This window comes from Tangfeifania diversioriginum (genome assembly GCF_900141875.1).
In the GTDB taxonomy this organism is placed as follows: domain Bacteria; phylum Bacteroidota; class Bacteroidia; order Bacteroidales; family Prolixibacteraceae; genus Tangfeifania; species Tangfeifania diversioriginum.
On sequence record NZ_FQZE01000006.1, the window covers coordinates 83,935 to 98,517 of the forward strand.

At 40.7% G+C, this 14,583-nt stretch carries 6 protein-coding genes; all 6 read left to right on the forward strand.

Features of this window, described 5'->3' with window-relative positions:
- The first annotated feature begins 15 nt into the window (after window positions 1-15).
- The 6 genes from BUC07_RS05525 (at window position 16) to BUC07_RS05550 (ending at window position 14,559) form a co-directional block, all read left to right on the forward strand.
- The gene (locus BUC07_RS05525) at window positions 16-4,185 is read left to right on the forward strand and encodes a hybrid sensor histidine kinase/response regulator transcription factor (protein WP_073166821.1); all 4,170 of its coding nucleotides are present in this window, start codon (window positions 16-18) and stop codon (window positions 4,183-4,185) included.
- Window positions 4,186-4,328: 143 nt separating this feature from the next.
- On the forward strand, window positions 4,329-6,641 hold the full coding sequence (locus BUC07_RS05530) for a fasciclin domain-containing protein (RefSeq protein ID WP_083578114.1): 2,313 nt from the start codon (window positions 4,329-4,331) through the stop codon (window positions 6,639-6,641).
- A 46-nt stretch (window positions 6,642-6,687) separates the two neighbouring features.
- Complete coding sequence (locus tag BUC07_RS05535; RefSeq protein ID WP_073166828.1) at window positions 6,688-9,942, forward strand: SusC/RagA family TonB-linked outer membrane protein; 3,255 nt, start codon at window positions 6,688-6,690, stop codon at window positions 9,940-9,942.
- A 17-nt stretch (window positions 9,943-9,959) separates the two neighbouring features.
- Window positions 9,960-11,429: a RagB/SusD family nutrient uptake outer membrane protein gene (locus BUC07_RS05540; RefSeq protein ID WP_083578115.1), complete on the forward strand. Its 1,470-nt coding sequence runs from the start codon at window positions 9,960-9,962 to the stop codon at window positions 11,427-11,429.
- A 1-nt stretch (window position 11,430) separates the two neighbouring features.
- On the forward strand, window positions 11,431-13,002 hold the full coding sequence (locus BUC07_RS05545; protein ID WP_175552469.1) for a fasciclin domain-containing protein: 1,572 nt from the start codon (window positions 11,431-11,433) through the stop codon (window positions 13,000-13,002).
- Window positions 13,003-13,017: 15 nt separating this feature from the next.
- On the forward strand, window positions 13,018-14,559 hold the full coding sequence (locus BUC07_RS05550; protein WP_073166835.1) for a fasciclin domain-containing protein: 1,542 nt from the start codon (window positions 13,018-13,020) through the stop codon (window positions 14,557-14,559).
- Window positions 14,560-14,583 lie beyond the last annotated feature (24 nt).

Consider the following 14,583-nt stretch of genomic DNA (forward strand, 5'->3'; position numbering starts at 1 on the left):
TTTATGTTTGTATGCATGAAAAGTTTTATTTCTGTACTACTTGTTATTCTCGTTTTTACCCTCAATTCGTTTGGTGAAGATTTCAGGTACCTTCGATCTGAAGACGGACTTCCGGACGGTGAGATTAACTCCATTGTGCAGGACAGCACAGGGAATATGTGGTTTGCAACCTGGTCGGGTTTAATAAAATACGATGGGCTGACTTATGAACTTTTCAGGCCCGAGCTTGGTGATTCAACCAGCTTGCCCGATAAAAAAGTAAAAGAACTTTTTGTGGATTCATATGATAATTTGTGGATTGCAACCTCGCAAAACCTGTGTTGGTACAATAAGAAAAAGGAATCATTCCATAATGTCAGTTTTTCAGATGTTTCCGGTACCGGTGTAAATATTTTGCACCTGTCAGAAACCCAAAAACATCTTATTGTACATACTGTACGAGGAATATATCTATTGCCGCTTAATAGAATCAATGATTCGGATTATGCTTTGCAAAAAGCAACAATAATTGGTCCGGGCGAAAGTGAAGACTATTATTTTCATTTTTCCACCGCTTTTCGGGATAGGTTGGTTTTAGTGAGTAATAATTTGACTTCTCCCACTCTCCTGTTCTTGGGAAATATTTCTGGTAGTGCAGATAATCCCACCATTGAAATAACTGAAACTGCCCAGCTTGACGGATGGGTTAATTCAGTTGAATATGTACCTGCGGAAAACGACCTGTATGTTGCCACTACCCGCGGAATGCTATCTTATTCGTTGAGAAATAACAGTTTTGAAGGGCCCACGTTTTTTAACGGCAAAAATGTGCACAAAATATTATATGCATCCGATAATAAAATATATTGCTCCATGCTGGAGCCCAAACTTTTATACCTCGATTTACATACAGGACTTACAGGAAGTTATGAGTCGAATCTCAATGTTCCGGGCAGTCTTTTGGATAATGAAATCCATTCGCTTTACGAGGATTTTTCGGGCAACTTGTGGGTAGGGCACCAGGGGCAGGGGATAAGTATTTTCAATTTGTTTCAGAAAGAATTTTACACGTTCAGGCGGAATTCTGCAGAAAATGCCACACTCAACTCAAACATTGTAATGTGTTTTAACAGTACTGAAAAAGAGGTGTTAATTGGTTGCCGGTCAGGTGGTTTGAATATTCTGCAAAGGGATGAAATTTCTTCCGTTCAACCTGAGTTTAAGCAGCTGTCACTTGTGGAAGATGATATCCCCGGCATTTTGCATGACGGAATTTGGGATATTAAAAAACAATCGGATTCCCTGTTTTGGCTGGGAACTGATTTTGGGTTGTACCGGCTGTTGAAAAAGGAATCAGGATGGTCGCTCGAGCCGTTCAGCGGAAAACCGGAAATCGATTATGAAATTCGCAAGTTGTATATTGATGAAAATAATAATATTTGGGTTGGAAGCCATAATAACGGTTTAATACTACTTCCTGATCCCGGGCGGAACCCCGAAGGATTGAATTATTCTTATATGAGCACTGCAGGTGATCCGGAATCTCTGCCGGGGAATGTAATCCTTGAAATTTTCAAAGACAGTGAGAACAGGTTGTGGATTGGCACAACAAACGGGTTCTGTAAAGTAAAAAGCAGTTACGAAAATATTGATTTATCGGGGCGGGCAAAACCGGTATTAAAATTTGAACAATTTGTCGCAACGGAGCCGAGCCCCGATTTCTTAAATAGCAACGAAATAAATTGTTTTTTTGAGAACAATGACGGCAAATTATGGATTGCCACGCAGGGAGGAGGCATTAATATTTTCGATCCCAAAACCGGAACTTTTGACCATATTACAACCAAAGACGGACTTCCGTCAAACGATGTACTTGGAATACTTTCCGATAGTGACGGCAATCTTTGGATAAGTACTGCTGCCGGGTTAGCTTGTTATAATCGTTTCGACCAAGAGCCGGGGGTCACTGTTTATAGTTCTGCAGATGGGGTTCAGGGTGATATATTTATGGTGAATTCTTATTACAAAACACCCGACGGACAACTATTTTTTGGAGGAGATAATGGTTTTACATGTTTTTATCCGGGTGATATAAAAATAAATCCTGTTAAACCGAGGATCAGATTTACTAAGCTGAAAATAAATCACCGTATCGTTGAAGTGGGCGATACAATTCATAAAAACCAGGTTTTAAACAAGTCATTGAATTTCAGTGAAAATATTTCGCTTCCGTATAAAATGAACTCATTTGGGGTCGGGGTTGCGGCACTTCATTTTCAATACCCCAAAAACAACAGTGTTATTTATATGCTCGAAAATTATCACGAGCAATGGCAAACTGTTCCTTTCGGTTCAGAATATATTGATTTTTCAAATGTTCCTCCCGGCAATTATGAATTGAAAGTCAGAGCGGTTAGTCCTGACAGAATCAGGTCGGGCAATATAAAAACATTGGGAATTGAAATTATACCGCCCTGGTACAAAACCTGGTACTTTTGGGGAGGAGTAAATATTGCAGGTGCCTTTTTAGCATTGGTTGTGGTTTATTTCTTGGTTAACAGGCAGCGGTTGCTCTATCAGAAAAAGATTGATAAATTGACCATTGAAACCAACGAGAACAAAATGATGTTTTTAACCAACATTGCACACGAACTAAGGACTCCTTTAAGTTTAGTTATTGCGCCGGTTGAAGATTTAATGAATAACCTTACAGTAGAAAAACACTGGAAAAATCATTTGCAGCTGATAAACCGGAATTCCATTTATTTACAACGGTTGATAAATCAAATCATTGATTTCAGAAAATTAGATGCAGGCAAACTGAAGATCCATCCTCAAAAAACGGATATTGTCCGGGTTATTAAAGATGTAGTATTAAATTTTAAAGGCCACAAAGCCAACCGGAACATTAAACTGTACCTGAAAGTCCCTGCCGAATCGGTAATTCTTTCTGTTGATGTTCAGAAAATTGAGGAGGTTCTGTACAATTTAATTTCCAATGCCTATAAACATACGCCCGACAATGGTTCCATAACCGTTTCAATGCGGTTTACAGACCCTCTTCCGGATACTGCTCCGCGGCAGGTTTGCATAACCGTTTTTAACGAAGGAAATGAAATTAAAGAGGAAGACAGGAATAAAATTTTTGACCGTTTTTATAAAATTGATGAGAATGCAGAGGGTGCGGGAATTGGGTTGTCATTTGCAAAGTCGCTGGTTGAAATGCACAATGGAACCCTGGAGGTTGAATCTATTCCGGGCAAAGGAGTTGCATTTCACGTCTGCCTTGCTTTTTCTGATTCAGGATTGAATAATGCTGATGTGGAGCGAGTTGAGAGTTTGCAGCCTTTTCTGGTGGATTCATTTACCTGGGAAGATGACCAGGTTGAAAACCCCGGCAGCGAAGGGAAGCAACAGGTATTAATTGTGGAAGATAACGAGGAACTGGGTGATTTTCTGGTCAGTATTTTTTCACGAAAATATGAATGCATTAGGGCTTTTAACGGGCAGGAAGCGTGGGATATTATTCAGAAAAGTTCTCCGACAATTGTTGTGTCAGATATTATTATGCCACGCATGGATGGCTTGGAGCTTTGTAAAAACATGAAAGAAAACGCCACTACCTGCCATATTCCAATTATGCTTTTAACGGCAAAAAATGCTTCAGAACAAATCATTGAAGGATTTGAACTGGGGGCCGATGCCTATATGACAAAACCATTTGATATGAACCTGCTGCTTTCACAAACCGCCCGGTTAATAAAAAACCGTGATCTGATTCACGAAAAATATAAATCACAGAATTTTATGGTTGAAGTGGATAAAAACAGCACCTCGCGCGACGACGAGTTTGTGCAAACCGTAAAGAAAACGCTTGAAGTAAACCTTGCCGACCCTGAATTCAATGTGAATAAACTGGCAGGCGAATTAAATATCAGTACCACGCAACTTTACAGGAGGCTGAAAGCTTTAACAGGCTATTCTCCCGTTGAATTTATGCGTATTTTGAAACTGCAAAAAGCCTATGGTCTTCTCAGCCAACGAAATAACACAGTTAAAGAAATATGTTACCTGACAGGTTTTAATAATTTGTCGTACTTTATTAAGTGTTTTCGTGAACAGTTTGGGGTAACACCCGCCAATTTCCGCGATAACGGGCTGGATGAAAAAAGTAAAGCAGGAGTAAAAAATATCATGCAGACTTGACAAATTTGTAAAAAGTACAATAATCTGAAAAAAATGTATGATTTGTTATATTTATGGCTATTTTTATTGTATGTGCTGAACCTGTTTTTTAATATGTTTGGACGATTGAATTTGACTAATACTGAAATAATAACTAAAATAATATGATCAAACTAAAACCAATATTATTACTACCTGCAATAGTAGTGTTGTTTTTGTTTTATAGTTGCCGTGACGATATGCAGGTTGACAGGTATGAAAGACCTGACTGGTTGGCTGGTAAAGTTTACTCCCAGATTCTGGAACAACCCGAACTTTCTACATTTGCTAAATGTATTGAACTCACCGGTTACGATACTATTATTAATGTGTCGGGCAGCTACACTGTTTTTGCCCCCTCGAACCAGGCCTTTGATAAGTGGTTTTCACAAAAATCCGCCTATAGTAATGTAGAAGATATCCCGTTACCTGAACTAAACAAGTTGGTTAAGTTTCATATTCTGCAAAATGCCTGGTCGAAAATACAACTCCAGTCGCTCGATGTATTTGGCTGGATTGACACGCTCGACATCAACAATGACAAACCGCGCGGGTTTAAACGCGAGACATTGCTGAAATACGATAACCGGAAGTATGGATGGAACCAGGTGGGAGAAGACGATCGTACCGTTATTTTGGATACCCTTAACACATCGCATCACCGAAGAGTTATTACTGATTCCAGAAAATATGCCCCTGTATTTTTCAAAAAATACCTTGATATTTATGATCTTACTTCCCAGGATTATGAGTTTTATTTTAACCGACCATGGGAAGGTTCAAATGACCTGTATTTTGGCAACGGGAAGATTACAAGCAATGAAATTTTTTCCGAAAATGGTTTTGTTTATGTAATCGACGAGGTTGTGGAGCCGCTAAAAAATGCATACCAAATATTGGAAGAGGATAATGAGGAAGCTGGCTATTCAAAATTTTTCGATTTGGTGAATTATTTCCCCCAGTTTTCGTACAACGAAAATGAAACATTCAACCAGCCGGGAGCTGATCAGGGGTTGCAGGTCGATTCATTATTCAACCTTTCATTTCCGGAATTAACTTTTAATCTTACCAACGAAAGAACCCGGCCACCATCGGGCGTTACCGGATTACCCGAGAATGTGACTTACAGGTACCACCATGGCTTAATGGCCCCAACTAACGATGCTTTCGATGCACTTATTGATGAATATATCAGAATTCCAAAAGGATGGGGCAGCCTCGAGGGAGCACCCGATCATATTAAAAGTATTATAGCCAATACGCATATGTCCGTTAATCCTGTTTATCCGAGCGATTTTAGTGAAGGATTTTACAATGGAGAATTTGATAGGGTTACCCTGGATGAATCAAATGTTATTCAAAAAGAATTTGGAAGCAACAGCACATTTGTTGGCCTTGATAAAGCAATTGTACCGCGCGCTTTCAGCAGTGTTACAGGACCAATTTACCTGCAACAGGGGTTTTCGAAGGTGATGTACGCGATTGAGGAAGCCGGGTTGTTACCAGCCCTGAAGAGGCAAAACAAAGACTATATGTTGTTTGTAGAATCGGATGCCAACAGCAGGGTCGATTCCTCATTAATTTACAATCCGGTGAACGAAAGTTTTGCTGTGTTTATGATCAGCCCCGGAGGAGCGCAACGTTTTATTCTCACACAAAACGATTTGCGGATTTTGCTCATGAACCATGTGGCTACTCAGCAACCGCGGGGAATAGCCCGAAAGGAATTTTTGCCTAATCTGGCCGGTAATTATATAATTGTAGATAATGTAACGGGCGAGGTGTCAGGAACAGCACCAACTACCAACGGTTACAAGGGCACATCAACAGTTGCTGAATTCCCCAAAATATTAAGCACAACTGCCGACAACGGCACCGTGTGGGAAATAAATAACTGGTTTAGTTTTTCTGTTACCAGTATTTTTAACCGAATACAGACTTCATTCCCCAAATTTCATGCGTTGCTAAACCAGGCCGGTCTTTCACTCAATAAAGAATTCCGCTACAACTTTTTATCTGATAATGAATTTTATACCATATTTATTCCCAGCGATGAAGCGCTTGAAGAAGCAAATGTGAGCTCCATGTCGAAAGAGGAATTGCAGAAATTCCTGATGCTACATTTTGTTCAGGGAGAATTAATATTTACCGATGGAAACAAAGCCGCCGGTTATTTCGAAACAACCCGAATCGATGAAAAATCAACTCCATTCTCCACGGTTTATACACAGTTATATGTAGAACCGGATGTTGACAGGATTCGGTTTAAAAATGAGAATGGGGAGATTTATACCGAAATTGAAGAATCAGAATTAACCAATATGCTTACAGGAGTTAACCTGGGTGAAAGTAACGACAATTTCAGTAATGTATTCAATAATGCTGTTATTCATGAAATTGACAGAGTATTGAAAGTGAATGAAGTGGATACCCAGTAAACAGACAAAGCAATTTGATATATAAAACCTAAGGTTTGTGAACGAAATGAAAAACATCAGAACTGCCATAATTTTTATCGTTGCACTATTTGCTTTCTTTGCTGCAACAGCTCAGGAAAAAACAATAATCAGGGGAAGGGTTATCGATAAATCGGATAATACTACCATTATTGGGGCCAACATTGTGGAATACGACAGTGAAGAAAGGGTAGTAAACGGCACCATTACCAATGTAAATGGCGATTTTGTCCTTGAAATGAATGACCCCGGCAACGTTGTCCGCGTGAGTGTTATCGGCTATAAATCTCAGGAAATTGAAGTTGATCCTACCAAAAACATTATGGTTGAGCTTGAAGCTTCCGATGTGGCATTGGGTGAAGTTACGGTTACAGCCGAATCAAAATCAACCGGAGGTTTAACCAATATTGAAGATCGGGACAAAGCTTCCTCCTCGGTTAAAGTCGATTTAATGGATATGCAGGATGTGGGTATGATTTCAGCTGCTGATGCTTTGCAGGGTAAAGTTTCGGGGCTGGATATTATCAGTGCATCGGGCGACCCGGGCTCTGGATCGCAACTCGTAATACGCGGGCTGAGTTCAATGGGAAACAGCCAGCCACTTATTGTTATCGACGGAATTCCCCAGTTTCGGGTAACTACAGATTTTGACCTCAGTTCTGCCGATACAGAAGATATCAGTAACCTCATTAACATTGCTTTGCAGGATATAAAATCAATCGAAGTACTCAAAGATGCGGCCTCTACCGCTGTTTATGGTTCGCGTGGTGCCGATGGCGTTTTGCTCATCGAAACCAAAAAAGGGCGAATGGGAAAAGTGCAGTTCGATTATCAGTATAAATTCAACCAAAACGTGCAGCCACCTCCAATTCCAATGCTTAACGGCGACGAGTATATTATGCTTCAGCTGGAAGAATGGCACAACAGCCAGGGAGCTTTTGATATTCCTCCGGAAATTGCTTACGACAGAGATTATGCTGACTTTTATAACTATTCGGCCAACACCGACTGGATAGGCCAGATTACCCAGAATGGCAAAACTCACGACCACTATTTCAGTATTTCGGGCGGTGGCGAAAAAACAAGGTACTTTACCTCGTTTAGTTATGTGGATGAAACCGGTACTACAATAGGTACACGCTCACAACGTTTCTCAACGCGTATTAACCTCGACTATTTCCTTTCGCGTAACCTGCTTTTCCAGGTGAAATTTAATTACATCAACAATGCCATCGATGGCAATGTTTCAATACAAGGTAATCACTGGCGCCCAAGGAATGTGAGGGAAATGGCTTATATAAAAGCGCCCAACATGAGTGTTTGGGAACGCGATTATTTGGGCCGTTATACAGGGGAGTATTTTACCCCGATTAACAGCTACCAGGGTGATGGTGTAACTTATTTTAATCCGGTGGCAGTTGCCAACCTGGGAATGAACGACCGCGTGATGAACCGGCTTGAAAATACCTTTATGCTTCAGTACAGGATTAACGACTGGCTTACTTTCCGCGAAACAATTTCTTTTCAGTACGAAGGTTCAAAATCGAAAAATTATTTGCCCTACAATGCTATCGGGGCCGACTGGTTACAATGGAATATTAATAAAGCAGAAGAAAGCAACAACCTGAACAATTCAATACGTACCGAATCTCAGCTCGCTTTTAGTTCACCGTTTCAGAATGAAGACCATGGTTTGTCAGGGGCATTAACCTGGATTACCGACCAGTCGGGCTACGAATGGATGAACCTGCAGGGAAACAAAACACCCAGTGTGGATATTAAAGATCCGGCTATTGACCCGCAAATTAACTGGATTGGAACAGGGTCGGGCGAAAATCGCCTGATAAGTGGTGCCGGTAATATAAACTACAAATACCGCGACCGTTACATGGTTCAAACTATCCTCCGTGCCGATGCACACTCTTCATTCGGTATCAATAACCGGTGGGGGCTTTTTAAAGGAGTTTCGCTCGGATGGCGGTTTTCCGGTGAACCATTTTTGAGTGGCCTCGATTTTTTAGGCGAAAGTATGTTGCGTGCCAGCTGGGGAGTATCGGGACGGCAACCCCAGGATGTATATGCCCGCTTTGCTACGTATGAATCAACCGGAACAGGTAGCTACATTCTGAACCCCGCAGTTGCTCCAACAAGTATTCAATTGAGCAATTTGCGCTGGGAAACCATTACTTCTTACGATATAGGGGCAGAGTTCAACCTTTTTGATGAACGTCTATATTTGGAGGGTGATGTCTATCAGAAGGTTACAAGTGATATATTATTTGGTGGAACAAATGCGGCTGATTACTACCAGATTCCAACCTCTTCGGGGTATTCCGGGCTGAAATATCTAAATGCAGGTGAGATGACCAATACAGGCTGGGAGCTGATGGTCGATGCCCGATTGGTTCGTACCAAAGACTGGTTCGTGTCTGTTAATTTCAACACCTCGCAAAATATAAACTCATTTAACAAGCTTCCTGAGAATTTCAATACCGAACGTTCCACCTCTATCGGTAATGAGCAATATCCGCAGCTTGTGCAGGAAGGAGAACCTATCGGTTCATTCTTTGGGTTCAGGTATCTGGGTGTTTATGCCAGCGACGAAGATGCCGTGGCGCACGATGCTGACGGAAATGTATTACTCGACAACGAAGGCAGGCCCATACCTATGCAATATACCAATACGTACATATTTAAAGGTGGTGACCCCAAATATGAAGATATTAACCATGATGGCAAAATTGACCTGAGCGATGTGGTTTATATTGGTGACTCCAACCCGGACTTTATTGGTGGTTTTGGTACGAATGTGAAATATAAAAATTTCGATTTTTCTGTCAATTTCCATTATCGCGTTGGGTTCGATATTATTAACGGAATTGCCAGTCAAACCGAGGGTATGAATAATCGCGACAATCAAAGTAAAGCAGTGCTCAGGCGCTGGAGAATCCAGGGGCAGGATGAAGAAGGAATTTTGCCACGCGCTTATATGAATCATCCGGCAAACAACCTCGGTTCCGACCGTTACGTAGAAAAAGGTGATTATTTAAGGTTAAACAATATGAAAATCGGGTACCAATTGAGTCAGGAACTTTGTAATAAGCTGGGAATTAGAAGAGCCAGTTTTACATTGAGTGCCCGAAAGCTGCTTACTTTTACCAACTACTCAGGGCAGGACCCAGAAGTTGGACAAGATGCCAGCAACCCGTTTTGGATTGGTGTGGACTATGCACGTACACCTCCACCTAAAGTATATACATTTAGTATTGGAATCGGTTTCTAAAAAAATGAATTAAGGATATGATATCAAAAGTAAAATATTTTCTGCTAACCCTGTTGGTTTTCATGCAGTTCTCTTGCAACGACTGGCTGGATCTTATTCCTCCCAGCGGGCTAATCAGGGATGAATTCTGGAATGCAAAGGAAGATGTTGAAGCTGTTTTAATGGCAGCATACGAAACTTTTGGCTCCATGGACCGGAACCTGTTTTTGTACGGTGAGTTGCGGGCTGATTTGTTGCAGCGCGATGTACAGCAATCATCAGGCGAGCAAAATATCATGGAAAGTAACATCTATCCCGATAATGGTTTTAGTAACTGGGAAACTTTTTATCAGGTGATTAACTATTGTAATGAAGTCATTAAAAATGCGCCGGAGGTTAAAGAAATTGACAATACATTTACCGATTTTCAACTGAAGAGTTTAATGGCCGAGGCTTATTTTCTGAGAAGTTTAAGCTATTTTTACCTGGTTCGGTTGTACAAAGATGTCCCTTTGGTGCTTGAACCCTCAGAAAGTGATGATGCTGATTTTTATCTTCCACAATCGCCCGAAGAGGAAGTGTTGGAACAAATTGCCAGCGACCTGAAAGCCAACCGAGATTTTGCACCCTCCGAAAGTTTCCCCACAATTGCCGAAAACAAAGGAAGGGCCTCAAAAGCCGCATTCGATGCACTGCTTGCTGATATTGCGCTGTGGCGTTTTCAGTATGAAGAAGTGCTGACTCATGTGCAGAAGATTGAACTAAACGAAAACCTGGAATTGATGCCAAGCTCGAGATGGTTCCAGCTTTTCTCTCCGGGGAATTCACTCGAAAGTATTTTTGAATTTCAGTTCGATGGCAACCGGAATCAACGCAACGGAACATTCGGATTGACCGAGCAGAACAGTAACCAGTACGATCCCAGCCAAAAAGCTGTTGAAATGTTTGGCAGCGAGTATGCCAAAGAAATTGTGAGAGGGCAGGGCGCTACCATTGCCAAAATTGGCGAAGATGATTTTATAATTTGGAAATACGTGGGGCGATCACCCGACGGATTATCGGTACGTGCCGGGGCTGATCAATACAGTGCCAACTGGATTGTTTACCGCCTGGCCGATGTGCTGCTTATGAAAGCCGAAGCATTGGCACAACTTGAACGGTACAACGAAGCACTTACAATTATTAACGAAATCAGGGTCAGGGCAAGTGTTCAGCCCATAGCACCTGCCTTTAACCGGGTTGCGTTCGAAGATGCCATTCTTGAAGAAAGAGCGCTGGAGTTTGCCTACGAAGGAAAACGCTGGTTCGACCTTCTCCGCATGGGGCGCCGAAATAATTACGGACGAAAAAGTAAACTTGTTGAGATAATTATCAGCAATGTGCCTTCAACGCAGAAGAGGATACTTGCCGCAAAACTTACCAATCCGTTAGGTTGGTATTTGCCGGTGTACGAAAATGAAATTGAGCGTAATAGAAATTTGGTTCAAAATCCGTATTATGATTTTTAAAATGAAGAAATTAGCATACCTGGCCATAATAGTAATGGCAGCAGTTAGTTTTTCGTGTGTCGAAAAAGAACTGGAAGCTGCCTTTGAAGATTTGGAACGGCTTACCATCTACGATTACCTGATGGAAAACGAAGAGGAGTATTCCAGTTTCATTTCAATTTTGGAAAAAGGTAATATCCTGAAAACCTTAAGTGCTTATAATCCTGATGGAACTGGTTATACTTTATTTGCACCCGATAACGATGCCATTAACCGCTTCATTAACGAAAACAACCAGTTCTCTTCTGTTGGCGATATTCTGAATGAGGAAGAGTATGCAGCATCTTTCAGCAGGTACCACGTGGTTAATAAAGATTATCATTCCAACGATTTTCCGTTCGGGGCTTTTGCTGAGCCCACCTTATCGGGCGATTTCCTTACTGTTGGCTTTGTAATTGAAACCGATACTTCGTATTATAAAATTAATAACCAGGCCGCTGTTAAGTTTCCCAATATCGAGACTTCTAACGGTTTTGTCCACGAGCTTGAAACGGCCTTAAAACCAATCACGTTAACCACCTATCAGTGGCTAGAACAAAATGCTGAATATTCAATCTTTAAACAGGCTGTTGATATTACCGGGTTGCAGGCAGCCATTGATTTCAACACGAGAGAGGAAGAAGGCAGGCAACCGGTAACTGTTTTGGCTGAACCCGATTCAATTTACCAAAAAGCAGGCATAAATTCAGTGGATGCTCTTATTGCCGTTATCAGTCCTGATGACAATGACTTCACGAATTCATCCAACAGGCTTTACAATTATGTTTCCTATCATTTTTTACAGGGGATGTATTTTTTAGATGACTATACGGACGAAAATACCAACTACAACACATTATCAGAAATTCCGCTTAACATTAATGGGCGGGGCCTCGAAATAGAAATTAACCCCGGAAAAGAAGTCTTTGATACTATTGTTTACCAGGGCGATTCAACTTTTATCGACTATATTGGATTTAAATACGACGAGAGTAATATCATTACCCAAAGCGGCGCTATCCATTTTATCGACCAGGTAATGAAACAGCATGCACCCTCAAAAACTGATGTAACCTTCCAGTTTATGGAAGAGTCACTGATTTATTCTTATTACCAGGAAGGTGAAGGAAACTTTGTCATTGAAAATCAGGATGCGCTGAACTCCATTGAATGGACGGGGGCTGATTTGTCCTACGAAATTATAAAAGAAGAGGGTGAGGAAATTACCAATGCGTGGAATAACGATTATCTGGTTATTGATGGTGACTTTATTATTTCCTACACAACACCCCAGATTGTTGCCGGGAAATATACTGTAATGCTTGGAGCCGAGGCTTATAACGAGGATAATGCACTGGTGGAAGTTTATATCGATGATAAAAAAATTGGCAGCCTGGTTGACCTTACCACATTGGGCGATCAGGACAACCCGTTTCAGCAAATTGAACTCGGAACAGTTGATTTTAAAAGTTATGCAAGACATAAAGTTGAAATACGGCCTTTGATCCCGGGAAGATTTTTATGGGATTATATACGTTTTGAAATACCAGAATAATTAACAGGATAAAAAATGAAGTTGAAATTAGGTATATATACGGTTTTTTCCATTTTACTTTTGGCATCATGCACAAAAGAGTGGGACGATCATTTTAATGTGTATCCCGAAACAGTTGACCAAAATGTTTGGGAAGCAATGAGTAATGATCCGGAAATAGCTGATTTTATTAATTTGTTGAAGGAATTCCAATACGATACACTTTTTCAGTCTGATATTCCATATACTCTTTTTGTACCATCAAATGATGCCTTAGCTCAATATCTGAGCCTGAATGAAGCGGACACCACACTACTGAATTATCATATTGTTACGCACTTTATTCAATCTGCCAGCATTGAAGGAAAACGAAAAGTGCAAACGTTATCCACAAAGTATGCTCTGTTTGAAAGGGAAGGCACACAAACAACACTCGATGGAATTGCTCTGAAAAATGAAAGCCCGCTTTACAATAACGGAAAATATTTCGTCCTCGAAGAAGTGGCCAAACCGCTTCCTAACTTATATGAATTTTATAAAGTCAATAACCCCGTTCTCCGCGATTATATCGACAGCCAGGATTCGATTATTCTCGACCGTGAGCGAAGCAAACCAATTGGCTTTGATGATGATGGAAATACAGTTTACGATTCAGTAAATATCGTTTACAATCTTTTTGAAGCTGAGTATTTTCCGGTGAGTTTGGAATCAAGGAATTATACGGCCACTTTTGTTTTTCCGCAGAAAGAAGATTACGAAGAGGCGTTAACCGTTATGGCCCAGGATATGAACATTCCGGGTTATAATGACTACAGCAGTATTCCAATCGAATGGCAACATGATATCCTAATGCCCCACCTGCTCGAACAGGGCGTTTTTCTTAATATGATTGAACCCGAGGAATTTATTTGGGAAACAGAAGAAGATACACTGAAACTGCAGAACATCCTTGGCGATAGTATTCAGATTTTATATACGCCGGTTGATAAAAGTATTTGCAGTAACGGGTATGCCTACAATTACGAAAGTTTTTCAATTCCCGATTCGCTCTACAACAGTTCCTCAAAGTATGAGGCTGAATTGCTGCTCGACGAAACCGGACTTAACCGGTACGCATGGTATGAAAACGTTAATGTAGTTGCCGACCAGATTTTTACGCCACTTCAGGAATATATCAATACCGCTTCAAATGACAGTATTATAAGAATATTGTTTCCAAGAGGCTATTCAGGTAGCTATTCTGTTGAGTTTAAAACACACAGCGTATTTCCCCGGAAATATGCTATGGAAATTGCTACCCACATGGATATTGGCGGGGTTTACGACATATATGTAAATGATGAATTGGTAAGAACATTTGATTATTATGATTTTATAAGATACAGAGGTGTAATGCCAAGTGTTATTCCGGGCAAACGTTATATTCCCAAAGGCCGTTTTAACAGTTTTGATGTGTTGGTTGACAATGTGGAAGAATACAGCAGGCCAAAAGTCAGGATAGAATATAAAGGACCGGGAAGTGGAATTTCTTCGAACGGATTAGTAATTGATTACATCGATTTTATTCCTTTTGAATAAGCAGAACTAAACCTTTGAAAAGAA

Coding starts and splice junctions, on each gene's coding strand:
- BUC07_RS05525 (WP_073166821.1), top strand. CDS start 16: ATGAAAAGTTTTATTTCTGTACTACTTGTTATTCTCGTTTTTACCCTC.
- BUC07_RS05535 (WP_073166828.1), top strand. CDS start 6,688: ATGAAAAACATCAGAACTGCCATAATTTTTATCGTTGCACTATTTGCT.
- BUC07_RS05545 (WP_175552469.1), top strand. CDS start 11,431: ATGAAGAAATTAGCATACCTGGCCATAATAGTAATGGCAGCAGTTAGT.
- BUC07_RS05540 (WP_083578115.1), top strand. CDS start 9,960: ATGATATCAAAAGTAAAATATTTTCTGCTAACCCTGTTGGTTTTCATG.
- BUC07_RS05550 (WP_073166835.1), top strand. CDS start 13,018: ATGAAGTTGAAATTAGGTATATATACGGTTTTTTCCATTTTACTTTTG.
- BUC07_RS05530 (WP_083578114.1), top strand. CDS start 4,329: ATGATCAAACTAAAACCAATATTATTACTACCTGCAATAGTAGTGTTG.